Source organism: Stenotrophomonas sp. 22DLJC03, from assembly GCF_056861405.1.
This window is the reverse complement of record NZ_JBSPUG010000003.1, coordinates 249,349-273,222: the sequence shown is the minus strand read 5'-3', so window position 1 is coordinate 273,222 and position 23,874 is coordinate 249,349. Positions and strand designations below refer to the sequence as shown.

At 62.2% G+C, this 23,874-nt stretch carries 22 protein-coding genes and 1 pseudogene; 16 read left to right on the top strand and 7 right to left on the bottom strand.

The features are described from left to right. The first annotated feature begins 9 nt into the window (after nucleotides 1–9). Together ubiK and arr are read left to right on the top strand one after the other, a co-directional pair. On the top strand, nucleotides 10–261 hold the full coding sequence (gene ubiK, locus AC13GA_RS11920; RefSeq protein ID WP_482998217.1) for a ubiquinone biosynthesis accessory factor UbiK: 252 nt from the start codon (nucleotides 10–12) through the stop codon (nucleotides 259–261). A gap of 125 nt (nucleotides 262–386) precedes the next feature. Continuing rightward, nucleotides 387–821: an NAD(+)--rifampin ADP-ribosyltransferase gene (gene arr / locus AC13GA_RS11915; protein ID WP_482998216.1), complete on the top strand. Its 435-nt coding sequence runs from the start codon at nucleotides 387–389 to the stop codon at nucleotides 819–821. 747 nt (nucleotides 822–1,568) lie between these two features. Here the strand turns inward: arr and AC13GA_RS11910 are convergent. Then, nucleotides 1,569–2,333 carry an ImmA/IrrE family metallo-endopeptidase gene (locus AC13GA_RS11910; protein ID WP_482998215.1) on the bottom strand — a complete coding sequence of 255 codons (765 nt, stop codon included), beginning with the start codon at nucleotides 2,331–2,333 and terminating at the stop codon, nucleotides 1,569–1,571. Nucleotides 2,334–2,430: 97 nt separating this feature from the next. Then, nucleotides 2,431–2,754, bottom strand: a complete 324-nt coding sequence (locus tag AC13GA_RS11905; protein ID WP_049432001.1) for a helix-turn-helix domain-containing protein — start codon at nucleotides 2,752–2,754, stop codon at nucleotides 2,431–2,433. A gap of 643 nt (nucleotides 2,755–3,397) precedes the next feature. Between AC13GA_RS11905 and AC13GA_RS11900 the strand changes: the two genes are divergently transcribed. After that, the gene (locus AC13GA_RS11900) at nucleotides 3,398–3,931 is read left to right on the top strand and encodes a hypothetical protein (protein ID WP_482998214.1); all 534 of its coding nucleotides are present in this window, start codon (nucleotides 3,398–3,400) and stop codon (nucleotides 3,929–3,931) included. Nucleotides 3,932–4,310: 379 nt separating this feature from the next. On the opposite strand, the gene AC13GA_RS11895 is transcribed toward AC13GA_RS11900, so the two are convergent. Beyond that, nucleotides 4,311–5,246, bottom strand: coding sequence for a LysR family transcriptional regulator (locus tag AC13GA_RS11895; protein WP_229290380.1), 936 nt, complete (start codon nucleotides 5,244–5,246; stop codon nucleotides 4,311–4,313). Between the two features lie 100 nt (nucleotides 5,247–5,346). On the opposite strand from AC13GA_RS11895, the gene AC13GA_RS11890 reads away from it, so the two are divergent. The 5 genes from AC13GA_RS11890 to AC13GA_RS11870 all read left to right on the top strand — a co-directional run bounded on the left by AC13GA_RS11890 (nucleotide 5,347) and on the right by AC13GA_RS11870 (nucleotide 9,966). Next, nucleotides 5,347–5,673, top strand: a complete 327-nt coding sequence (locus AC13GA_RS11890; protein ID WP_229290381.1) for a nuclear transport factor 2 family protein — start codon at nucleotides 5,347–5,349, stop codon at nucleotides 5,671–5,673. After that, the gene (locus tag AC13GA_RS11885; RefSeq protein WP_229290382.1) at nucleotides 5,673–6,455 is read left to right on the top strand and encodes an SDR family oxidoreductase; all 783 of its coding nucleotides are present in this window, start codon (nucleotides 5,673–5,675) and stop codon (nucleotides 6,453–6,455) included. The genes AC13GA_RS11890 and AC13GA_RS11885 overlap by 1 nt, the downstream gene beginning before the upstream one ends. A gap of 231 nt (nucleotides 6,456–6,686) precedes the next feature. Further along, nucleotides 6,687–7,475 carry an alpha/beta fold hydrolase gene (locus AC13GA_RS11880; protein WP_229290383.1) on the top strand — a complete coding sequence of 263 codons (789 nt, stop codon included), beginning with the start codon at nucleotides 6,687–6,689 and terminating at the stop codon, nucleotides 7,473–7,475. A gap of 131 nt (nucleotides 7,476–7,606) precedes the next feature. After that, the gene (locus AC13GA_RS11875) at nucleotides 7,607–9,190 is read left to right on the top strand and encodes a GMC family oxidoreductase (RefSeq protein ID WP_229290384.1); all 1,584 of its coding nucleotides are present in this window, start codon (nucleotides 7,607–7,609) and stop codon (nucleotides 9,188–9,190) included. Nucleotides 9,191–9,438: 248 nt separating this feature from the next. Then, nucleotides 9,439–9,966, top strand: a complete 528-nt coding sequence (locus AC13GA_RS11870) for a transporter (protein ID WP_482998213.1) — start codon at nucleotides 9,439–9,441, stop codon at nucleotides 9,964–9,966. A 177-nt stretch (nucleotides 9,967–10,143) separates the two neighbouring features. Here the strand turns inward: AC13GA_RS11870 and AC13GA_RS11865 are convergent, their stop codons facing one another. Together AC13GA_RS11865 and AC13GA_RS11860 are read right to left on the bottom strand one after the other, a co-directional pair. Further along, nucleotides 10,144–10,509 carry a hypothetical protein gene (locus tag AC13GA_RS11865; RefSeq protein WP_482998212.1) on the bottom strand — a complete coding sequence of 122 codons (366 nt, stop codon included), beginning with the start codon at nucleotides 10,507–10,509 and terminating at the stop codon, nucleotides 10,144–10,146. Nucleotides 10,510–10,564: 55 nt separating this feature from the next. Beyond that, complete coding sequence (locus AC13GA_RS11860; protein ID WP_482998211.1) at nucleotides 10,565–11,167, bottom strand: DUF998 domain-containing protein; 603 nt, start codon at nucleotides 11,165–11,167, stop codon at nucleotides 10,565–10,567. A 628-nt stretch (nucleotides 11,168–11,795) separates the two neighbouring features. Between AC13GA_RS11860 and AC13GA_RS11855 the strand changes: the two genes are divergently transcribed. The 8 genes and pseudogenes from AC13GA_RS11855 (at nucleotide 11,796) to AC13GA_RS11820 (ending at nucleotide 20,431) form a co-directional block, all read left to right on the top strand. After that, complete coding sequence (locus AC13GA_RS11855; protein WP_482998210.1) at nucleotides 11,796–12,152, top strand: hypothetical protein; 357 nt, start codon at nucleotides 11,796–11,798, stop codon at nucleotides 12,150–12,152. Nucleotides 12,153–12,352: 200 nt separating this feature from the next. Then, a complete protein-coding gene (locus AC13GA_RS11850) occupies nucleotides 12,353–13,015 on the top strand; it encodes an imm11 family protein (RefSeq protein ID WP_482998209.1) in 663 nt (220 codons plus the stop codon). Between the two features lie 41 nt (nucleotides 13,016–13,056). Next, complete coding sequence (locus AC13GA_RS11845) at nucleotides 13,057–15,735, top strand: XVIPCD domain-containing protein (RefSeq protein WP_482998208.1); 2,679 nt, start codon at nucleotides 13,057–13,059, stop codon at nucleotides 15,733–15,735. A 206-nt stretch (nucleotides 15,736–15,941) separates the two neighbouring features. Beyond that, nucleotides 15,942–16,040, top strand: a pseudogene (locus AC13GA_RS11840) (ATP-binding protein); the annotation flags it as partial. A 284-nt stretch (nucleotides 16,041–16,324) separates the two neighbouring features. After that, nucleotides 16,325–16,933 (top strand): helix-turn-helix domain-containing protein, encoded by a 609-nt coding sequence (locus AC13GA_RS11835; protein ID WP_482998207.1) that lies wholly within the window; start codon nucleotides 16,325–16,327, stop codon nucleotides 16,931–16,933. Nucleotides 16,934–16,935: 2 nt separating this feature from the next. Further along, nucleotides 16,936–17,835 carry a hypothetical protein gene (locus tag AC13GA_RS11830; protein WP_482998206.1) on the top strand — a complete coding sequence of 300 codons (900 nt, stop codon included), beginning with the start codon at nucleotides 16,936–16,938 and terminating at the stop codon, nucleotides 17,833–17,835. A 289-nt stretch (nucleotides 17,836–18,124) separates the two neighbouring features. Then, nucleotides 18,125–18,550, top strand: coding sequence for a hypothetical protein (locus AC13GA_RS11825; RefSeq protein WP_482998205.1), 426 nt, complete (start codon nucleotides 18,125–18,127; stop codon nucleotides 18,548–18,550). Between the two features lie 381 nt (nucleotides 18,551–18,931). Further along, nucleotides 18,932–20,431, top strand: a complete 1,500-nt coding sequence (locus AC13GA_RS11820; RefSeq protein WP_482998204.1) for a YifB family Mg chelatase-like AAA ATPase — start codon at nucleotides 18,932–18,934, stop codon at nucleotides 20,429–20,431. 196 nt (nucleotides 20,432–20,627) lie between these two features. Here AC13GA_RS11820 and AC13GA_RS11815 read toward each other — a convergent pair whose 3' ends face one another. Together AC13GA_RS11815 and AC13GA_RS11810 are read right to left on the bottom strand one after the other, a co-directional pair. Continuing rightward, a complete protein-coding gene (locus tag AC13GA_RS11815) occupies nucleotides 20,628–21,014 on the bottom strand; it encodes a hypothetical protein (RefSeq protein WP_482998203.1) in 387 nt (128 codons plus the stop codon). Nucleotides 21,015–21,192: 178 nt separating this feature from the next. Beyond that, entirely contained in the window at nucleotides 21,193–23,511 is a 2,319-nt protein-coding gene (locus tag AC13GA_RS11810) for a TonB-dependent receptor (RefSeq protein ID WP_482998202.1), read from the bottom strand. Nucleotides 23,512–23,874 lie beyond the last annotated feature (363 nt).

Genomic DNA, 23,874 nt, shown 5'->3' with positions numbered 1-23,874 from the left:
GAGCACACCATGATCGACCTGAACCAAATCGATGACCTGGCGCGTCGCCTCAGCGACATGGTGCCACCAGGCCTGCGCGAATCGCGGGAGGAACTGCAGGCCACCTTCAAGAGCGCGCTGCAGGCCGGCCTGGCCAAGCTCGACCTAGTCACCCGCGAGGAGTTCGAAGTGCAGCGCGCGGTGTTGTTGAAGACCCGCGAGAAGCTGGACGCGCTGGAAACGGCCGTGCGTGAGCTGGAAGGGCGCGGCACCGCAGAATGAAAAAGGAGGCGCACCGCGCCTCCCGTTTACAGAGTATTTCCCGGATGGGGCCTTGCAGCAAGGCCCACCGGGCGCCCTAGACTCGCCAGCCTGTCGATCCGGCAGGACACGCAGGGGCAGTGCCGATGGCACAGGACACCGAATGGACACCCGTTACGCATGATACCTGCGACCAGGTTACCGGGCCGTTCTATCACGGCACCCGCGCCGACCTCGCGGTGGGAGAGCTGCTGAGCGCGGGCTTCCGCTCCAACTATCGCGACAGTGTGGTGATGAACCACATCTACTTCACCATCATTGCCAAGGGCGCCGGGCTGGCTGCGGAGATGGCTCGCGGTGAGGGGCGACCGCGTGTGTACATCGTGGAGCCGACCGGGCCGTTTGAGGACGACCCGAATGTGACTAACAAGAAATTTCCCGGGAACCCTACGCGGTCGTATCGGAGTGCGCAGCCATTGCGGGTTGTTGGGGAGATTGTGGAGTGGGAAGCCTACGACCCGGAGTTCGTTCGGCAGTTGAAGGCGTTTGTTGCGTCCGGTAGCGGCGAGATCATCAACTGAAGAAGTGGAAGATCGGCACGGCCACATAACCTTCATTTGCAGGACGAGCTACCTGGTAGCTCGCCCTTAAGCCTCCGCATCGTGGAGTCGATGGCTCCATGGAACGACGCATCGCCGTCCGTCACAAGCGTGCGCGCGCGCACCAGCATCACTTCAGCCCGCTGGCAATTCTCGGTCCCGCCCAAAGAGATGAGATGGGAAGCCAGGCGCTGCATCGCTGCGGGGTCTCCTCTCGAAACGCCCTCCTCCATCCACTGCCTGTACAGCGCTGCATTGCCTATCTCGCGATAATGATTCTCGACCAGCGCCTGAGCGTATCTGTCACCGGCGCGGGCTCTGGCTTGCATCTGCGCGGCGGACTCGGGGCCGTAGCTTCCGCTTCTGCTCCTGCGATCACATCGCTGGCGGTGCCACCGGGTTTGGTGCAAGCCAGAAGGCATAGCGCCATGCTCGTGAACAAGACCAGTCTCACACAAGCGTTCATCCCGCGTCCCCGCATATTGGGCCGCTCTGCTGATACAGCGCGATCCTAGGGCGGCCGAGCTCAGCCATCAAGCCAGCGCATGGCCGGCCCCACGCATGGGATCAGGAGCCCCGCCAGATCCACTTTCAAGACACACGGGCAAGTCCGCTACGGGTTGCTAGCTAGCCACTGATCTACAGGAAATGCCCTGCGCGAGCCAATGTCCGCTCCCGGCCAAAAGGAGACGTCTCATCTACAGCAGCTTGACCGCGAATCCCACTGAATCATGCCTTGTCTGAGCAGCGCGGCTTCCAAGCAGAGGTCCCTCGTGGCAGAACCAAAAGTGAGATGGCGAAGTCATAGTGGTCGGCAGTGACCTTCATTTCACGAAGACTTGTTCCACTTGCCACATATGGAAACCAGAGCCTAGCGTCCGTTTCAACGCCTATCGTATTCTTCGTCACGTCACTAGACGCAAGTACATCGTCTGGGACTGCGATTACCTTCCGCCGCGACGGGAAGAACGCCCCGCTACGAAACGCGGACTGGCTTGCTTTAGACTTCAGGACGTACCCATCGCGGTGAATAACTACCACAGCGTTGTGGTCCGTGTAACCAATCCAGCGAAGCAGTGCTGCAGTCAGAGATACGCCGTATCTATCGGCACAACCGCTTATGGCATCAAGACTAGCGTCAGTGCCCATCTGCGCACGAAAGTCGTCTAGCGGCATCAACAATGTGGACGCGAAGTAGTCCGCCTCGGCTTCAATATCCCGTTCATCCAGGTCGATATCGACCATATCTTCATCGGTGCACTGAAAGCACTCGCGTTCATGGCGGTGTAATAAATAATGCCCTAGTTCGTGAGCCTGGGTGAATTTGATCCTGCCGAGTGACCTTAGGGCACTGTTGTACAGAAGAAGCCAGCGTTTGCGCCCGTCATCCGGGAACAGAGCGCCATCGAAGTTGTTGATCGCCTCCCCACGCACTTCGGTGATGGGGTCATCCCACTTGAAGATGTTCGCGGCTTCCAACGCCAGGCCCTGCACGTCTATAGGAAATCTAGGCGTGCCGTGGGCTTGCGAGATGGCATTTAGCAGATTCGTAAGCCTGTAAGCGGCCTTCGGCGGGGTCAGCGCCGCGGACCTATCCCTTTCTGAAGCTGTCGACGATCTTCCTGACACGTTCCCTGTCCTCCGGCTCAAGGTTGCTGTAGTTGCGGAAGAAGGCTTCATCCAAGTGCCTCTCCTCCGGGCTCCCGGTTTCTTCGTGAAGCAGGAAGTCGACCGTAACGCCAAAGACGCCAGCGATCGCACCCAGCTTCTCAGCTGAGGGACTGGGAGCTTCCTTGCGATTCTCTATCTCCCACAAATAGCTCTTACTGATGCCAGTCGCATCCGCCAAGGCGTCGAGTGTGAGGCCGGACTTTTTCCGAAGATCTTTGACCTTGGTCTGAAGGGCTTTGTTCATGTTTGTGCATAAGGTCAGTGCAATCGGAAGTTGCACTATACCGAACAAGATGTTTGACAGTAGCGAATATGCACGGCACACTCCACCTTGTTCGGTACACCGAACATCCAATCATGCAATACCGATAGCGCCCAAGGAGGCCAGTATGAGCAAGCCCAGTGGACTCAAGCCGGGTCAGCCCGCCCCGACGTCGGGTCAGTACCAGATCATCGGCCCACGCGGGGGGCAAGGTCCCGAGCGCACCGTAGTGCGCCGGGAACCCCTGCCACCGACGCCGACCCGCGGATCAACCTACCGACTGGTCGATCCCACCAAGACAAAGCGCTGAGCTAGGTCGGAGGGGCGGTGCCTGGATGCGACCGCCCCCTCTCCGGACTGATCAAGCCATCAAATCCCGCGAGCGCCCCGTGCGGATAGTCGAACCGAGCGCGCGAATCGTGTCATCAGGAGAGAAGCAATTGAGTACCAGCCTTCAAGCGGCTGCACGTCCAGGCATCGCCTACGAGAACCAGCTCCTAGGTGCCTTCATCTACGCATTGGGTTACGAGAGCGGTAGAACTGGAAAACCCTTGCCTGTGAATCTGTTCCAGCAGACCCCTCTCGACGGCACGTTCGGCGATCTCATCGCGGGGGGGACTGGTGTGTGGCGCTGGAGTTCAAGCGCAGCTGGCCGGCCGCACGCTCAGAACGCGGCAAGTGGCCACCGGCCAACCTTCAGCGCTATCTGGAGGATAAGCAGATGCAGGATATCGCCAAGAAGGCCCATTTCTTGTGCTTCGGCGCGAAGGATCAAGATGAAATAACGATTGGTGCAATGCGCTACTCCGCATTTTTGCGGGACCCCGAAGCGAACAAATGTCAGGCCACCAGAGGAACGGCGATGGTGGATCTACTGGTTAACTGCACTGGGCTTGATAGACAAACGTCTCCGCTTGGCGTGGCACCAAGGGTCCTCGAATCCTATCTGAGGCGGCTCAGCGTAATGAGGAAGCTGATTGGAAGCGGAGAACCGCCAGCGCAGTGGTTAGCCGTCGCCAGTACGGCGCAAGGCTACAGAATCCGTTCGGCTGATTCATTGGAGCAGCTCCTTGATATGCCAAAAACCCGCTCATGGGAGAGATCCTCTGAGTTGGGCAGAACGCCCGAGCACAAGAAGAGCTTCGACCGGGAACGGTAGGTCTCCCAATACATTGCCTTGCGCCGCTGCGATGACAGTTGATACGCGCTACTCGCAATCGACGTCCGCTTTCGGCCAGAAGCGGAGGCTGGTTGTCGGCTACCACTTGCCAGTCAAGAGATGAGAAGGAAGCTCCTCTAGCGCACACTGCGGTGCATCCACTTCCCAATACACGAAGCAACAACCGCACCCCTCAAAGTTTTCGGGGCAGGTAGCCATATTGTCTCGCCAGCGGTCCAACCATTGCTCGACAAGCTCCCACTCGGCGTTGAACGTAGCTACGGCTCCGGCGTCGTCGCCCTTACCTAGCAGAGCACTTATGACAGCTCGCGGCATGGGAGGAAAATGTCTGCTTTGGGTCGAAAGCGGACATCGACTATCAACGAACACTTCCGGACGTGGAGGAGTCATCGGTGCCGATATCGCGATCAAGCAGACAATCGATAAAGGCGCGGAGCGCCGGCAGCATATAGCGCCGGCTGGAGTAGTAGAGATACAGGCCAGGCACCGTCGGTGACCAGTCGGAGAGGACGCGCTTGAGTCGTCCGTCCTGCAGTGCTTCGGCAATGCCGTCATCGTTGTAGGCATAGAAGATGCCCAAGCCCTGGAGTGCGGCGGGCACCACGATGTCCTGGTGATTGGAGATCACCGTGCCATCGCCAAAGAACTCGACGCCTTTCCCCTTCTTCTTGAATTCCCACCCTGCGACCTTCCCGCTCCCGGGAAAGCGCCAGTTGATGCAGGCATGATGGCTGAGCTCGGCCGGTGTCTTCGGCTCGCCGTGTCTGGCGAGATAGTCGGGTGAGGCTACGGCCAGCAGGTCGATGTCCGGTGTCAGCCTGACCGCCACCATGTCTTTCTGCAGTCGACCACCCACGCGGATGCCGGCATCGAAGCCCTCGCCCGCGATGTCACTCAGTCCATCGTTGATCACGATGTCGAGCACGACATCCGGATGCGCCTTTGCGAAACGCCCCAATCTCGGCGCGATCACTTTCTTTGCCGCCATGCTCAGCGTGTTGATCCGCAACGTTCCCGCCGTGCGCGCATTTATGCCGATGGCTTGTGCCACTGCTTCGTCCATGTCGCGCAGCATCGGAGCAATCCGTTCGTGCAAACGGCGTCCGGGTTCGGTCGGCGACACGCTGCGTGTCGTGCGGTTCAACAGGCGCACGCCGAGCCGGGACTCAAGCTGCCGAATGATCTGGCTGAGGGCGGAGCGGGACAGGCCCAGATGATCGGCCGCCTTGGCGAAGCTGGCCCGGTCGACGACGGCCACGAAGGCCTTGAGTTCCGCGAATTCGGAGCCCCGCATTGTGCACTGCTTCCTACATAGCCTGATCAGATCCTAGCTGATTCTCTAACCTTCGGGAACGGCTCACTCTAGCTCCGCACACCCCAACCGGAGCATTGAAATGAAAGATCTGGACCTGCCCGAGCCGATCTCGGCGTATTTCGAAGCTGACCGCCGGGATGGCCGGACGGTGGCCCGCTGCTTCACCAAGGACGGTGTCGTCCTGGACGAGGGCAAAACTCATTCGGGCCTCGCCGCGATCGAAGCCTGGAAGACCGAGTCGTCCGCCAGGTACACCTATACCGCCAAGCCCCACACGCTGGAAACGCAAGGGCGCAGCTACATCGTCACCTGCCAGGTGTCGGGAAATTTCCCCGGCAGCCCGCTGGGCCTGCGTTACGCCTTCATCCTGGAGCGCGGCAAGATCGCCTCGCTGGAGGTGGCGTGATGGGTTTCGACCTCCAACTGGCAGGCAAGCGCGTCGTGGTCACCGGCGGCACGCGAGGCATCGGTGAGGCTGTCGTCGAGCAGCTCTCCCAACTAGATGCGCGGATCGTGGCGACATCACTCTCAAATCCCAGAAAGCCGATCGATGGCGTGCACTACGTGGCGGCGGACCTCTCTACCGCCGAGGGTGTCCAAGAGGCGGTAGAGGCCGCCCGGCAAAACCTGGGCGGCGTCGATATCCTGATCAACGTGGTGGGCGGATCGTCGGCGCCTGCGGGTGGCTTCGCCATGCTGGACGATGGGCAGTGGGCCAAGGCGCTGGACCTGAACCTGATGGCGGCCGTGCGGATGGATCGCGCACTGTTGCCGGCGATGATCGCGCAGGGATCCGGTGTGGTCCTGCATGTCACGTCCATCCAGCACGTGCTGCCGCTGCATGATTCCACCATCGCCTACGCGGCGGCGAAGGCGGCGTTGTCCACATACAGCAAGGCGCTGTCCAAGGAAGTCACCTCCAAGGGCGTACGCGTGGTCCGCGTCTCGCCGGGCTGGGTCGAGACCGAAGCCTCGGTCGATTTCCTCGGGACCATCGCAGCCAACGCGGGCACGGATTACGAAGGCGCCAGGCAGATGGTCATGGACGCGCTGGGCGGAATTCCGCTGGGGCGCCCGGCCAAGCCGAGCGAAGTGGCGGATCTCATCGCGTTCCTGGTCTCGCCCCGCGCCGCATCCATCGTCGGAACAGAACACGTCATCGACGGCGGGACCGTGCCGACGGCGTGACAAGCGCCGATGAGCCACATCGGCATGGCGCGGCGCCCTCTTGCCCGGTCGCGCGCGCTTGGCTGGCCCGTCCACTGACCCTAGGCGGGATTGCGTTCGGGGCATGTCAGTACTTTTGGTCAAGTTATCTGGACTTTACGTACCCGATGGTTCTGCTGTTCGTTCCAAAGTAGCCCTGCCGGCCAACGCCGCACATCGAACCGCCATCACCCACCACCTGAGGACACGCCCATGTTCAAGCTCATTCCCGCCGTGCTCGCCGCCGCCCTGGCGGCCAGCTTCACCCCCTCCACCTACGCCGCGGATATCGCTGCCCGTGACGCTACCCGGATCAAGAACGTAGTCCTGGTGCATGGTGCCTTCGCCGATGGCGCGGGCTGGCGGCCGGTGTACGACGACCTGACCGCACGCGGTTACCGCGTCTCGATCGTGCAGAACCCACTAACCTCGTTGGCCGATGACGTGAACGCCACCCGGCGTGTGCTGGATCGCCAGGACGGTCCCGCTATCCTGGTCGGTCACTCGTGGGGCGGTACCGTCATCACCGAAGCTGGCGCGCACGACAAGGTCGCAGGCCTGGTCTACGTGTCGGCGCTCGCGCCAGATGCGGGCGAGACCACCGCCCAGCAATACGAAGGCTTCGCGCCCACGCCCGAGTTCGTCATCGAGACCGCAAGCGATGGCTACGGCTTCATCAGCCCGGCCAAGTTCAAGGCGGGCTTCGCCCATGACACCACCGACGCTGATGCGGCGTTCCTGCGTGATTCGCAGGTGCCGATCAACATGTCGGTGTTCGGTACGAAGTTGACGCAGGCCGCTTGGCGCACGAAGCCCAGCTGGGCGGTGATAGCGACCGAAGACAAGGCGTTCGACCAAGCGATGCTCATCCACATGGCCGAGCGCATCAAGGCGCGCATCACTAAGGTCTCTGCCAGCCACGCGGTCTTCATGACCCAGCCCAAGGTGGTCGCCGACACGATCGACCAGGCGGCCAAGGAAGCAGGTCGCTCGACCAAGTAAGATCGCAACCTGCCGGACGCCGACTCCTCCCCCGTCGCGTCCGGCTTTCCTCTTCAGACAACACGCCCTGCCCACGGCGGGCGGCCGTATCCGGCTGCCTGGCGCTGTTCCCTTGCCCGGAGTTCCCCCCTTTGACGACGTCCTTCCCCCCTCATTCGCACACGCATGATCCCGGCCATCAAGAACGCTACGACTTCATCGTCTGCGGTGCCGGTCCTGCCGGCTGCGCGCTGGCCGGCCGTCTTGCCGAGCATCCGGGCTTACGCGTGTTGTTGATCGAGGCGGGAGGCTCCGATGAGACGCCGGAGGTGTTGGAGCCCGCGCGGTGGCCCCTGAATCTTGGATCCGACCGTGACTGGGCCTTTGTCGCCCAGCCCAATCCACATCTCAATGGCCGTGCGATCCCGTTGAACATGGGCAAGGCGCTGGGCGGAAGCTCGAGCATCAACGTCATGGTGTGGGCGCGCGGTCATCAGAGCGACTGGGACCACTTCGCACGCGAAGCAGGTGACGATGCATGGGGCTACGAGTCCGTGCTTGAGATCTACCGTCGGATCGAGAACTGGCGCGGCATGCCGGATCCCCGCCGACGCGGCACTGGTGGCCCCGTGCATGTGGAAGCGCCCCATCATCCGCAGCCAGTGGCCATCGCGATGATCGAGGCGGCCAAAGTGCTGGGCATGCCGATCTTCGACAGCCCGAACGGCGCGATGATGGAAGGACGCGGTGGCGTCGCGCTCAACGACCTGATCGTGAAGGCGGGCCGACGCTCATCGATCTTCCGGTCCTACATCTTCCCGAAGCTGGGGCAGGCCAACCTGACCGTTCTGACGCATACGCAGGTCAGCAGACTGCTTTTCAACGGCACCACTGTCGTTGGTGTCGAGGTCGTCCAGGGCGCGAGCACCAAGCACCTGATGGCCGATCGCGAGGTGATCCTCTCAATGGGCGCGATCAATACGCCCAAGGTCCTCATGCAGTCCGGCATCGGCCCGGAGGACGAGCTCGCGCCTCATGGCATCGCGACGGTGCAGCACCTGCCCGGCGTTGGCCGCAACCATCAGGATCACGTCTCGTTCGGATGCCTCTTCGAGGCGAACGGACCAGTTGCGGTGGGAAGTGGAGGATCCGAAGCCACGCTCTACTGGAAGACAGACCCCGCACTGGACGCGCCGGATGTCTTCCACTGCCAGTTGGAGTTCCCGGTTCCCACGCTGGAGACCGCGCCTCGTGGCGTACCGGAGCATGGCTGGATGACGTTTGCCGGCCTTTCCCATCCCAAGAGTCGCGGCTCAGTACATCTCACTGGCGCCGGCGTCAATGATCATTGCCGGATCGAGGCCAATACGCTGTCGCATCCGGATGACCTGCGCGATGCAGCGAAGACGATCCAACTCGCTCGGGACCTTGCGCATGCATCGCCCTTCAGCAGCCTGCTCAAGCGTGAAGCGATGCCGGGAAATTTGAGTTCATCCGAGATGGAGACGTACGTCCGCGACTCGGCTGTCACCTACTGGCACCAAGCCTGCACCGCGAAGATGGGTCGGGATGAGATGTCCGTCGTGAACGGCAATCTGCAGGTCTATGGTATCGACCGGCTACGGATCTCAGATGCATCGATCATGCCGGACGTCCCCAGCGGAAACACGATGGCGCCTTGTGTCGTCATCGGCGAGCGCGCCGCCGAAATACTCAAAGTGGCGCACGGGCTCTGATGTCAGATTGGCCTATGTCTGCTTCCGGCCAGAAGCAGTCCATTGGCCCCTGTCGGCGACTGTTACACGAAGGGCTAGACTTGGGGCGCCGGGAACTACTGGGGCGGGGGGGCGCTCTCGCGGATAAGGCTGACAGCCTTGCAGCGTTACGCCCTCTGTGGCTTTCTCGTGCATCGATGCGATCGTGCATTCCTCTACCGACCAACTCCGTTTCGATTTCGTTAGAGCAGATTAGCAGGAGGAATCTCATGTCTAGAACGACCGACGGAAAGCAGCAACAGCGTGATGCACAGTGGTCCAACGTATCGAAGCTGTTCTGGCCTGCAATGGTCATGAGTGCTGCCATGGCGGCTTGCGCGGAGGTGCTCCACCGAGCAAGCGCCTATCCCCAGGCGGTCTTCGCCTCCGTCCATGCCGACACCCGCACCTGGTTGTATGTGGCGCTGATGTACTTGTTCTTGATTCCAGCATTGTTTCTCCGGATGCGACGACTGCTGTCGGGCTACCCAGTGCCTTGGAACCCACCCGGAAGGCGCTGGCTGCTGGGTCTCTTCTCGCTCATCCTCTGCAGCGGAATGATGATCCTCCCAGTGATCGTACTCGTCCTGGGAGAAGACGCTGCGGGCCGGGGCCGCGGCTTGTACCGACTATTCACCGGAAGCCTGCTCGGCACCTTCCTGGTGGGTGGTGTACTTGCGTATGCGGCTGCCATGAGTGCGTGGCTGCTTCTGTTCGCAACCCCCAGGTTGCTGTTCCCGCGGGCACCCTCTCGCTAGCCGCCCAGCCGACATATGTCCCGTCGACTGCTCTACCTGGATGCAGGGTTGGGGCAAGTGGATGCGGGCAGAGTGTGTTGAGGTCGTCCGCTTTCGGCCAGAAGCGGACGCTCGCAATAGATCCACCAGGCCCAATCACGAAGCGGTCTTGCCCCGAAATAATCTTCGTGCCGAACCCTACTTGAACATCTCCAACAGATCCTTGTCTTCATGCCGCTGCTCCCACGTGGAGAGAAAACAGAAGCTCACACCGCTTTGCATGGCAGCCTTCTGGAACCCGGCCAGTTCTTCTTTCGTGATCGGGTACTCAACCGGATCAAAGTGCAGAAGCCCCCACGGCTTGACGAGAGAGAACCCAGGCATGAGTTCCGAGAGGATCGCCTTGAGCAGGGGCCGGATATTCGAGAAGTCCTTGATCGGACCCGCGCGATTGCCAAGGGCATGACACTGGCGGCGAATGGTTCTGTCTCCACCGACCAGGCGCGCAATAAAATGGTCCTGATGCACCTGAACGTAGATCAGCTGACGGCGAAAAATCCTCATCCTCTTCTCAACTCCGCACGCTTAACAGTCGTCCTTGTGCCTGCATGCCCTTCCATCAAATCGCAGGCTGCACCTTCAGCGCGCTTGAACCCCTGCGCAGCAGGTACAGCGCAACCAGGAACGGCCACAGCGAATTGATCGACGAGAACATGCGCTGTGTCAGCCCCCTGAACCCATCCGGATCCGCTCCCACCACGTTCAACCAGAGATAGACGATGCCCGCGATGCTCACCATAGCAGTCACGGCGTACGCCCTTCGGTTGGCAGACCACGCACTTAGTTCGATGTGCGACATCCCCGGTGCAATGATGTTTACGATACCGATGGTGTAGAAGCCGTGCATCGGATGGCCCATGGGCCAGAGCCCGTTGGTCAGCATGGAAATGCCAAAGACCAACCAGCAGATTGCACCTACGGCAATCCGGCGACCGGACTCCCGCCACACCCCGATGGAGAACGCCACGAAGCCGACACCGGAGCCGATGGCGGCGATCCTGCCGCAGATGCTTGCGAGCGTTGGCGCCTGCAGCAGCTCGCTGGCGTGCTGGGCAAGCGGGTTGTAACCCGGCGCGAACAGGGCAGCAACGCTGGTCCAGAACAGGAACCACGGAAGCGGGAGCAGACCCGCAGACAGAAGAAGTCGATTGCGGCGTAACACGTACAGTGATCCTTGTAGCGGCCTGCGCCAGTGGGTGGAGTCCGTTCAAACGCCGCAGAACCTTCCTGCTGCGGGCAGGACAGTTCCTGGTGACTACAGCGGTAGTCAGATTCTGCATGACGCCCCACGAGGTCAATAGGCAGAAAGTCACTCACGCATGGAGGCAGAATACGCGGCATCCATCAGCGACCGTCGGACCAATGCTGTCGCATTTGCCGCGCCCTACATCTCTGACGGAAGGTTCTGACGACTCCGTTACAGAAGCGCCGCTCCGCCAAGCACGCCAAGGCTCTCGCCGCATCCGGGGCTATGCGACAATGCCAAAAGCGTCTCGGGTTTTGGCGGCATTGACCCCTACCCGTTGGCATTCCGCACAACAGCAGGTAATCGTTACTGCGCCACCGTGCATCGGTGGTCGGGACTCGAAAACCCGTTGTTGTGATGAAGTTTGCGCTTGCCAGCCGGCATCACCTTGCGTGGTGCCGGCTGGCAATCCGTCTGCCGGCTATGGCGGGCGGGGCGTGGGGGCCTCGTGCCCACCGGCGATCATCACACACCGGTTTTCGAGCCACGCTCTGCCCGCCACCTTTATCGGTGGCGGCTTCCGCCTGCATGCACGGAGCCCGCCATGACCACGCCGCACTCCCCGCCCCCGCGCCCGATCCAGCAAGCGCCGTCACCCGCGCCCGCGCTGGACCCCAACAGCCTCATCGCCATCCTGCACGCCATCGGCGCGGGCGCTGCGGCCGATGGCCAGCCCTGGCCCGAGCGACATCACCTGCGCAGCCGGCAGATGGCGTTGTCCGACGCCGACTGCGCGCTGACCGGGCAGCGCATCGTGCAGGAGATCCTGCTGGCGGCCGAGCGCACGCGCCAGAACGGTGAGCCTGAGCAGTACGTGGGCGACCGGGTGATGGAGGGGCTAGTGATGGCCGATCTTGCACTGACCGCCTTCATCCACGAGCGGATGCGCCCCAAAGATTGAGCGCCCGCTCGCGGCGCGCTCCCTTCTGCCTATGCGCGGGGTGACGAATGAATCGCAACACCATCTTTTGCATTGTTCCGAATTTTCCCGAGATTCACGTAAATCGGGTATCGCGGCACCGTTTCGGTGGAACTTGTGGCTGCGCTGCAGCCCCGCTAGCATCGGCTCGACTGCTTTCCCGTCCTGCCCCCGCATCCATGATGGAAGCCCCCGTGACCGACTCGACCCCCATTGAAGTTCCAGCCGAAGCCGCATCTCATAAGGGCGAATTCTTCCTGATCGACGCCGGCGTCCCGGGAAACGGCAAGGTTCCCGGCATAGAGATCGCCAATGAAGAGAAGCTGATCGACCCGGGGATGAATGTCGTCTCGCGTCCTGATGGAACGCCAGACCAGTATCCGGAGCGTCCCCATCTGGTTCATGTACCAGAAAAGGGCGGAATGCCGCGCGATCTGGAAGAGCTCGCCGGCATATGGATTGTGTCGGAGCCGTTGAAGCAGCTGTTCGAGCAGATGGACCCCGAGGCGTTTGCATTTGTGGCCTGCGACTTCAGCCTTGCTGACGGCAGCCCCGGCCCCCGGTACTACCTGGGCAATGTGCTGCGCAGACTCGATGCCCTGGATGGGGCCGCTTCACGCGTGAGGATCAAGCTCGACCACAATTATCAGACCGGCGAGGACGAGAAGCTTTACAGCCTCGTCGGCGGAGCGAGCCTGGTATTCAAACAGGATGTTGTGGGGAATGCGCATATCTTCCGTCAGGATCGCATGGGCGCACCGCCCATCTGCGACCGCGCGATGTTTGATGCATTGAGTGCGGCCAACTTCTCCGGCGTACGGCTGCGCGATGTAGCCGACATTTAAGACGAGCTCTTTCAAACGGATTCTTGAATGAGGTGGTGCGCATGGCCGACACACCGGTTTTTCAGGGACACCATCTGATCGAACAGATTGCGTTCGAACAGAGCCCGCTGCTGAAATCGCTTGCCAGGAGTGGTCATTTCGCGCTCCACGGACCCGACAACATTCTCAACCTGCCCGCGAACCCCGCGCTGGCAACCAGGTTGGGTATTTCGCCACACTCAGGCGGCCCTCTGGGTGCGTATTCGGATCAGCTGAAGTTCGTTCTCGACGACCTCGCGGAAACGTACGATGGCCGAGCCCTGCTGTCGAAGGAGACTCCGCCGGATGTGCGGGCTGCCGCTGCCGAGCGGATGGGCGCCCGCATCCAGAACCTCGAACATACCCTTCGCGCCGGCATCCTCAACGGCGACCTGGTCACCAACACGCCCGAGAACATGACCCCGGCGGAGGCCAACGCCAAGGTCCGCACCTTCTTCGCCGATCTGGACGGCTACCAACGTACCCACGCCGCACAGATTGCGGAACTGAAGACCCTCAACCCCTCCGAGCTGCGCTGGCGTGGTGTCACCCAGTCCGAAGCCAACGTGAAGTTGGCACTGGATGCCATCGACGAACCCGGCAACTCTACCCTGAGCGAGCGCTGGGGCGGCCGCGCATCGTTGGGCACCGCAATTCAAGAGGCCAACGAGGGCGGCCGCCTGCCGCTGACCGAGCACACTGCCGTCCGCGTTCGCACGGCGTTCAACCCGGAAATGCCGCTGGCCATCGTGCGCCCTGGCCCGGCAACCGCGGCTCCGGAACTGGCTGGCACTGCAGGGCGAGCGGGCGCTGCGGAAGGTGCCGCCGAGGCTGCCGTCGCCACACGCGGGCAGATTAGTGGCGCGCGCGTACTCGGTACCGCTGGCGTCGCCGCACTGGCCGTGGACTTCGCCATCACCGGCCACCGCGTGGCCGAGTTGCGCAGCGAGGGCAACAACGCCGGCGCAGAATCTGCAGCCACCCACTTCGTCGGGCGTACCGCGGGCGGCTTTGGCGGCGGCTTCCTGTTGGGCGCAGGGTACGGAGTCGTTACCGGCTCGTGGACCGGACCAGGTGCACTAGCTACCGGGCTGTTGGGCGGCGTGGCCGGTGGCTTCGCCGGTGAGTACTGGGCCCAGTACCAGGACAAGAAAGCGGTCTACACCCAGGTGGACCGCAGCGGCAACGAATGGAGCCGCGACCCGGAAGATGCAAATGGCACCTGGAGCCGTAGCGTGCGCACGCCGCAGCCCGACGGAAGCTACCGCGATACCACGATGGTCGCCGATGGCCGGCTGGTGGATGAACTGAACTACAAAGCTGCCAACGACTCCTATTCGCTGGGCATGGCAAACCTGCCCAAACCGCAGAACCCCTTCAAGCTGGATGCAGGCGGCGACAACACGCCGCCACGCGAGCCGTTTGAAACCAACCGCCACTACGTGCGCAACCCGCACAACGGCGAATGGAACCTCTCCATCCACTCAATGATTGATGGGCGCGTCCCTTTCGACCACAGCGTGTCAGTCAGCCCCGAAAAGGCTGGGCAACTGGAACTGGAATCGCAGCGCATCATTGCCCAGAACGCCGCCAACACGCCGGAGGCACTCGCCGCCCGTTACCGGGTGGCGTTCAACCAGTACAACTGGCACGAGTTCGCCACCATCGAGCCGGTACCGGAGGTGATCGCCAACGCGCAGACCCAGACCCAGCCCTTGCGCGCTTCCAACGGCGAGAAGTACACACAGGACGCCAACGGGCAATGGCACACCCGGGGTTGGGTGTATGGCACCAACCCGGCCGAGGGCAGCATCATCGAGGAGCTCAATCGCACGCGCCAGAGCCAGCAGGCCGGTGTGCAGGAGCTGACGTCCATGGCCGACATTGCCCGGGCCAATCCCACGCCAACCGAGTACGGCCTGCGCAGCCAGGTCGTGGACGCCTATCGAAGCGCCGGCATTGTGCGAAGCGCAGTTGAAATTGATGACGCTGTAGCCGCGGTTGCCCAGGATCATGCACGCACCGCGCCCAGCTTTGGCACCTTCATGCTGCAGGTACAGAAGGATGGCTCGCTGGCCACATTGGCTGGGAAAGATGACGAGCGCATGCAGATCGTTTCCGTCACTACGCCAGAGGAGATTGCTCAGGCACACGCGCAGCGCACGGCCTCAGAGCAGGAGCAACAACCTGCGGGCGTCGTACCGGACGCACCTTCGCCACACACCTCCAGGCCTGCCTCGCAGCACGACGCTGACGTAGGCCGACACCACAACACAGTCCTGCGCCCGGATGGCAGCGGGCTGCTGGAGCAGTTGCGCTCGTCGGTAGCCATGCTGGATGAAAAGAACAACAAGCCGTGGGACCAGAACAGCGACCGCCTGCTGGCCAGCGCCTACCGGCTTGCGGCAGACGCCGGGTTCAAGCCCGGCGACAAAGTAGACGTGGCATTGAGTGAAGCCACCGAGACCCGTGCTGCGGGTACCACGCTGTTCGTGACGCGCTCCGGGCCGGGCGCGTCATCGGACCCCGCCGCCAACCGGGTGCAGATGCCAACACAGGATGCCCTGTCGGTCGCACCGGAGCAGCAGTATGCAGCAGCCAACCGGAGCCTCGGCGCTCAGGACCGGGAGCAGTCGCAGCAGCTGGCGCAAGCGCAGGAGCGGCAGCAGGAGGAGAGCCGGCAGCGGCCACGGATGGGCTGATTGCAGCGGTTCTGGCTGATCAACTCCGATCCATTTGATGCCGGGCGAGTTCCGGCGCTCACGTTGCAGAGACTGGATGCCGCGAAGGGAGAAGGCTCGCTCCAGGCACTTGTCGGAATCCTCCTAGCTGTGTCGCCCACAATTCCCGATATCCCCGCGCAGAGCACCTGCCGCACCATCAAGCGTCTCTCTGCAGGAACCCACACATGAGCCTGGCGCTGGTCCACAGCCGTGCCCGCGCAGGGGTCGATGCCCCGCTGGTGCGGGTGGAAGTGCATCTCTCTGGTGGCCCGGCCATCACCCAGGCTTACGTCGTCCAACGCTGCCGACCCACGCATGCGGCCGCTGTGAACCCATAGTCATTTGAACAACGCCCGCACTGGACAGTGCTCTTGCCAACTTCATGAAGCTCCGCTCACCCCATCGAACTCTTGCCTGCATCGACCCATTGCAGTCGGCGTGAGCTCAAGACAGCCCGGTGCTTGTCCACTTCAGTGGACAAGATTTCGCACTTGTCTACTGAAATACTCAAAGCAGCTAGCCAGCCCTGAATGGAGCAACGAGAATTCAGCATCGCATGGAGTGCTCAATGTTCGATCAGCCCAAGTCATTGCACGCAAGTACTGCAGAAGCTTTCATAAGATCCATTAGACGGATCGCAGGCGCAAAACCCGCCATTGATGAAGATGGTGAGCGCACTATTGTCAGTCAGGAACAACTCGCTGAGGACGCGGGAATGTCTCGTTCCTCACTAACCAAGTTGCTTAAGCAGAGCAACGAAGCCAATCCAACCCTCAAGTCCATCTGCCAGATCGCCCATGCCCTAGGGGTACCTCCCGCGTTTCTGCTCATGCGCGATAGGGACTGGAAAGTACTCGCGGAGGCAATTTTCACGCACGGGGCAGCAAGCACGAATCCGAGGTTCATCGAATTCGCCAATCGGCTCTGCACCAGCAATGACCACGGTCCTTCCGCCAGTGTCCAGAACGGTCGCGACCTGGCGCGACTTACCAACCATCTGCAGCAGCTGCCCGCGAACGTTGATCAGATGGTTCGCACCAACGTCGAAGCCCAGGCATATCGAATTGGAGCAACAAGTGCTGCACCACCGCTACAGCAACTCCACGCTTCCAACCCAGAATACATCCCTCTTCTCCTGACCCTCTGCGCCGCGATGGGCGCAAATTTTCGAGACTAATCATGACCGTCACCGTTTTTCTTAGCAACGAAGACATCCGTGTTACCAATGATCTGGGGGTGATCCTGGCGGAAGCTGACGCCGAGGATCTCGACATCCTAGTTGACTACATTACCGATCGGGGAGCTGGCCGCCTGACGCTTGACAGCGCCATGTGCAGGATCCTGATCAATGCCAAAGAAAAGCAGCACTACGGCCCAACCGAGCGGGCATTGATTGCTCAGGAAATTCTTGAGTTTGGCGGGAATACAGTCGGTAACGCATTTCGCAAGGCACGCGGCATGTTTTCTGGAAGCTTCCTTGATAACTTGCTGCCAGATGCAGCGCCGACGGTTGCGTACAGCGAGATCGTCAGTGACGTGGCCAGCCACCTTGGTGTCAAGATGCCCAGTGTATCTGCGGTAGCCGACATAGAACTGGTCATCGTCCGCAAGATTCTTGGCAAGGCAGTAGAAAAGATGTCTGAGGAAGAGAAGCAAGCGGTCGCCAATGAGCTCGGTTTGGGCAGCTTGCCAACGGGGCCAGGGGCACTTGCTCTACTGATTCAGACGGCTCGCTTGGGCGGGTTTGCCACCTACAAGATCGCTACTATCGTTGCCAATGCAGTTGCCAAGGCGATTCTCGGCCGTGGCCTTACATTCGGTGCTGGCGCAGCCATTACCAAGAGTGTCAGTTTGGCGCTTGGACCCATTGGCTGGGCGATCACCGCAGTATGGACCTTGGCCGACCTTTCCAGCCCGGCTTACCGCGTGACCGTTCCCGCTGTGATTCAGATCGCTTACATGCGTAACAAGATCATCGCGAAGAAGACCTATAGAACCTGCAGCAGTTGCGAAGCGGTGGTGGAGCGCTCGGCAAACTTTTGCCCCAGTTGCGCCACCCCCCAGAACGCCGTAGCTTGACGCCATTTCTAGAGCGCTGAAAGCCACGCCACCAAAATTGGCGTGGCCAGTGGATGTAGATCCAGGCCGACATGTCGAACATCGATGATCCAGTCTCGTTGCGGACGAAGTAAGAAATAACAAAGGTGCTTGCAGCACGGAGGCCCCTAGTGCTGTTCTTCCGAGGGATGGCAACAGCGAGTACGAGTATGGCTTGCAGTAAGTTAGGCTTGATATTCATATAAACAGCACCGGATCCTAACCACGCTTGAATGGCGAGGTAGGTGCGATTGGTGAGGAGCTTTATTAGATGTCACTGGAACACATCGTCGACCTGTCCAAGAAGATCGAAGCAAAACTGGAAGCGCTGGGTGCTAGCGGCCGCGGCCTGCACGAGAAGGCTACGAGTATCGAAAGGCTTCTCGGACCGGACCTGATCAAAAAAATCCGCTTTCTGGCATCTGTTCGCAACAAGCTTTTGCATGATCCTGAAGTGCGCTTGTCAGAGTCTCTTCTCGCCGACTACTCAAACACAGCAGCCAATGTAATTTCGTGCCTTGACGGACTCCTGCCACAGCAAACGCGCCCCCCGAAGGAGCCACGCAGCGCTACATCCGGCAACGTTGACCTTGCTGCGGCTTGGCGCGACACATCCGTCACTGGCAAGGCTGCAGTCGTCGCAGGCGCGCTGGTTGCCGGGGCGCTTTGGATCAAATGGAAAGTGAACCACTGGTAGCAATGGCATTAGGGAAATACTCGCCTTGGACATTTTTGGCAGCCCTTACCCCGGAGAGTCGACGCTCAGGTGTGCGGATCTGAATTCTCACCGATCCAGTGTGGCGGACGCCGGTTATCGCCCAACTGCGGTTTAGCTTCGAACGACAGCTGAATTTCCATCTGAGCCAGCGCTGGTTGCTGGTGAAGAGTGCTGGGCCGTTTGGAGTCGAGAAGCAGCTTGGGCGCTTCAATTGAGCAGTGCCTGGCGAACAACGATGTCTGTTTGAGGCCCCGGGGCGCCACCGGCCAGAATCCCCCTAGCCACTTCGCCAACAATCCCTGATAGCCCCCCGCAGAGCACCTGCCGCACCATCAAGCGTCTCTCTGCAGGAACCCAAACATGAGCCTGGCGCTGGTCCACAGCCGTGCCCGCGCCGGGGTCGACGCCCCGCTGGTGCGGGTGGAAGTGCACCTCTCTGGCGGCCTGCCTGCCACCCAGATCGTGGGACTGGCCGAAACCAGCGTGCGCGAATCCCGCGAGCGCGTGCGTGCCGCCCTGCTCTGCGCGCGCTTCGACTTTCCACAGCGGCGTATCACGCTGAACTTGGCGCCCGCAGATCTGCCCAAGGAAGGTGGTCGCTACGACCTGGCGATTGCCTTGGGCATTCTTGCGGCCAGCGGCCAGGTCGACCCGCAGTCGCTGCTGCAGTACGAATTCCTGGGTGAGCTTGGCCTGACCGGCGAGCTACGCCCGGTGGCCGGTGCATTGCCCGCCGCGATTGCAGCCGCCGAAGCGGGGCGCATCCTGGTGGTGCCGCCGGGCAATGCCGCCGAGGCTGCGCTGGCCGAGCACGCCGATGTGCGGGTAGCGCGTACGTTGCTGGAGTGCTGCGCTGGGTTGGAGAACCCACGCCTGCTGCCGCCAGTAGAGCGTGGGGACACGACGCCGTTGCCACTGCCTGATCTGGCCGACGTGCGCGGGCAGGCGCATGCGCGGCGCGCGTTGGAAGTGGCCGCCGCCGGTGGGCACCATCTATTGCTGATCGGTAGCCCTGGCTGCGGCAAGACGCTGTTGGCCTCGCGCCTGCCCAGCCTGCTGCCGGACACCGAGGAAGCAGAGGCGCTGCAGCTGGCCGCGATTGCCTCGGTGAGTGGTGAAGGGCTGGACCCGCGGCGCTGGCGGCAACGGCCGTTCCGTTCTCCCCACCACAGTGCGAGCGCGGCGGCGCTGGTGGGTGGCGGCAATCCGCCCTGCCCCGGCGAGATCTCGCTGGCCCATCACGGCGTGCTGTTCCTCGATGAGCTTCCAGAGTGGAACCGCAGTGCGCTGGAGACCCTGCGCGAGCCGCTGGAATCCGGCCACATCCGCATCGCCCGCGCGGCACGCAGCGTGCAGTATCCCGCGCGGTTTCAACTGGTGGCAGCGATGAACCCTTGCCCGTGTGGCTGGGCCGGTGACCGCAGCAACCGCTGCCTGTGCAGCGATGAGCGCATCAACCGCTACCGTGCGCGGGTGTCCGGCCCGCTGCTGGACCGCATCGACTTGCATATCAGTGTGGCACGCATGGACGCGGTGGAGCTGAGGGAAAGCACGCCGCTGGGTGAGCCCAGTGCATCGGTGCGTGAGCGGGTGGAAGCCGCCCATGCCTGGCAGCAGGCACGTGGTGGGCTCAATGCACATCTACCGCCGGCTGCGCTGCGTGCGTGCACGAAATTGAGTGAGGCCGATCAGGATCTGCTGGAGCAGGCGATTGAGCGTCTGCAGCTATCCGCACGGGCGATGCACAGGATTCTGCGGGTGGCGCGCACGATTGCTGATCTGGCGGGGTGTGAAACGATCCAGACGGCGCATCTGGCTGAGGCGATTGGCTATCGGCAGTTGGACCGGGGAAAGCCATAGAAACGCCGGTCGAGTTGGCTATTGGTGGAGTCGACCGTTGGTCGACTCGCGCGCGAAGCGCGGCTCTCTGTGGGGTAGATACGAAGAGCGGTCGACTAACAGTCGACCCCACCAAGAGCGGGTTATGGCATCGAACAGTGCAATGCCGCCAAGGCGGGTCATGGCCGCCCAGCGACGCAAGGGACGTCCCCGCGCATCACGCTGCGGAATCAATCCGCCCGCGCCTGGCCAGCAATGCCACCCGACGGCTGACCAGCGCATGCAGCTCCGCCAGCTCCAATGCGCGGTCAGCCGTCATGTTCCCGCCAAACAGCACCCGCGACAACGCCGCCTCGTCGCTGTCGTTCGGGTGCTGCCACCGGTCCCGGTACACCTTCTGGCACACCAGCCAGGCCAGCCGCAGCCCCCCACCGGGCAACGGACGGACCACGCGCTCGTAGACCTGCCAGAACTGGTACTCGGCCCGCAGGTCGATTGCAGGCGCCACGGACAGCGCCTGCCGGGGCCGTCCTGGGCCCCGGATGCCGAACAGCGGGGTTCGCGGGTTGTGCTGTGCCATGCCAACAGGATGGCCCAGCAACATTGTGGGAACCTTGCGTCTTCGCCAGAAAAGCCCTGTTGTTTGCGCAATGCGGGTTTGTAGGCGGGTTTTGGGGGTCAGAGCCCTTTGCGTGCAAAGGGATCTGACCCCCGATCACGGGATGGCTGCGGGGTCGGATCCCTTTGCGCGGCAAAGGGCTCTGACCCCACCTCTCGTTGCCTCAGAACGCCATCGAGGTGCTGAACATCAGCTGCCGGGGGGCGCTGCGCTGCAGGGTCTGGTAATCCCCCGAGAACGACGAGCCGGCGATGGTGGCAGTGCCGATGTTGTGGCGGTTGAACAGGTTGCTCACGTCCAGCCGCAGCTCCAGGCCGGGCACCACGCTGTCCGCACCGAAGCGATAGGCGGCATAGGTGTTGACCTGCCAGAAGGTCGGCACGCGGATGTCGTTCTCGTAGGTGAAAGGCTGGCGCAGGTAGGAGGTGCTGGTGGCACCGAAGCGCCAGTCACCGAAATGCGCCGACAGGTCACTGACCAGCGAGATCTGCGGGTAGCCCGGCTGCGCGTTGCCCTTGATCGGGTACACCGTGTCGCCCACCACGAAATCACTGTCGTAGTAAGAACGGGCCACGGCCACGCCCTGGTAGAACTGCAGGTGGTCGGTCAGGTCGGCGGTGATGCCGAGGTCGGCACCAATCACGTGCATCTTCGGCATCAGCCGCACGGTATTGATCTGAGCGAACTGGGTGCCGATGGCGGCCGACAGCAGGCGATTGCGGATGTCGTTGTAGAACACATCGCCGGTGATCGTCAGCCGGTCGAAGCGGTGCGATGCGCCCACGGTGAGGTTCCAGTTCTTTTCCGGGCGCAGGGTGCCCGCCACGCGGTCGAACTCTTCCTGGTCGGTGATGGTCCATGCCGAGGCGGTGTAGCCGATGTTGCCGCGCTGGGCCACGCGATAGCCATTCATGGTATTGGCCAGGTCGATGAAGGCGTCGGTGGATTCGGTCGGGCTCCAGAACAGCGAGACGTGCGGCAGGAAGTTGCTCTTGGCGCGCAGCGTGCCGTTCACCGGCCGGTCCTTGGCATCACCCAGGCCGCCACCGCTGGTGCGGAAGTCCACGGCCTTGAAGCCGACACCCAGCTTCAGCGTGTCGTTCAACACGATGTCGTCCTGCAGGTAGAACTGGCGCGAGCGGGTCACCCAGCTCGACGCGTTGTCGGTCTTGAACGCGGGGCCATACACATCGAACGGACCGGTGGCCTTCAGCGGCGGGCCCTCGCCCAGCAGCGGCTGCTGGTACCACTCGGTCTTGGCCGCGGCCTTGCTCTTCTCCTGCCAGAAGCCGGCGGTGAACGTGTGCGCGCCGGTCTCGAACTGCAGGTTGAACATGCCACCCAGCCGATTCACACGCGGCGTCTGCACCTGTTCGGAGAACGGTGCGCCGTTTGGCGACGGCACGGTCGGGTCGGTCAGCGTGGCCTGGGTGTGGCTGTTGGCGTTGTACAGCTGCACGTTGCCACTCAGGGCCGGGCTGATCTGGAAGCGATGGTTGATCGAGGACACGCGGTCGCGGGTGGTCTGGCCGGTGTCGTACGGGATCAGTTCGGACAGCTCACCGCAGGTGTAGGCGCCGCAGGACTTGTCCGCATTCTCCGGCGAGGCTACGTACCACGCCCACGCATAATCCGGATAGAAGATGTCGGCCTTCCAGCCCAGCTTGCGGATCATGTCGAAGGAGATGTTGTTGTAACCCCAGACCTTGGCCTTGCTGTCGGACAGGAAGACGGTGAAGTCACCCCAGGCGACATCCTGCTGCAGCTTCAGGTCGCCGCGCAGGAAGTTCTGGGTGCCCTCACCCTGGTACTTGTCGGCCGATACACGCTGCAGGTCGACCAGCACCTTCGGGCCGTGCTCACCGAGCTGGCCGCTCTGCCCGGATACGGTGGTAACCAACGTGTTGTTGCTGCCCACGCCCTGCTTCACGCGCAGGCTGGGCGTGTCCTGCAGATCGCGCAGGCGGTATTCCAGACTGCCGCCGTTGACGCTGCTGGAGAACACGCTGACCGGTGCGCCGCCCGGGCTGACCGTGATCGCGCCGATGCCATCGGGCACGCCCACGTTCACCACGCTGGTGCCGGTGAGCGAGAGGAAACCGTTGTCGTTCAGCGGAACGCCTTCGAAGGTGATGCCCATTTCGTTCATGCGGAAGCCGCGCACGAACAGGCTGGTGGCGGAGATATCCAGACCCAGCCCGTCGGTGGCGGTGTAGCTGGCACCCGGCACCTGCTTGAGCATGGCCAGGCCGTTGTTGCCGGTGACCATCGCGTCGAGGTCTTCGGCCTTGATGATGTAGCGGTTGGGGCCGACCACCTGGGTCGGTGCAACGGCGGCGCCGCGCGGCGTGGCGATCACCTGCAGCGCGTTCAAGGTGGTGGGGGTGTCATGTGCTGCGTCGTGGGTCTCGGCGGCATACGCAGGTGCGGCGATGGCCGTGATGATGGCCAGGGCGAGACGCGTCGTGGGTGGGGTGTTCATGGGCAGATCCAGGGTGCAGGGAGAGAGCGGCGCAGGCGCACGCCCAGCGCGTTGCAGCACCGGTGTCGGCGCCCTGGCTGGCGGTGCGATTGCGTTGAGGGAGTGACAGCGCAGTGCGCGCCGGTCAGCAGCAGAGGAAGACGATCCCCTGCCTCAGGATTCGATGGCGTGATTTCGACGTGCGAAATTCTTGCATCGCAGTGCCGCATCCGCCATTGCACCGTGGTACAGCGCCGATGGCGATGGGGATGGGTGGGCTATACGTGGGTATAGCCCCGGCGTGGTGGAGGCCGACCTTGGTCGGCGCTTGCCGTCTGCGTGTGCCAACCAAGGTTGGCAACCACCTTGGGCGGATGGGGCGTG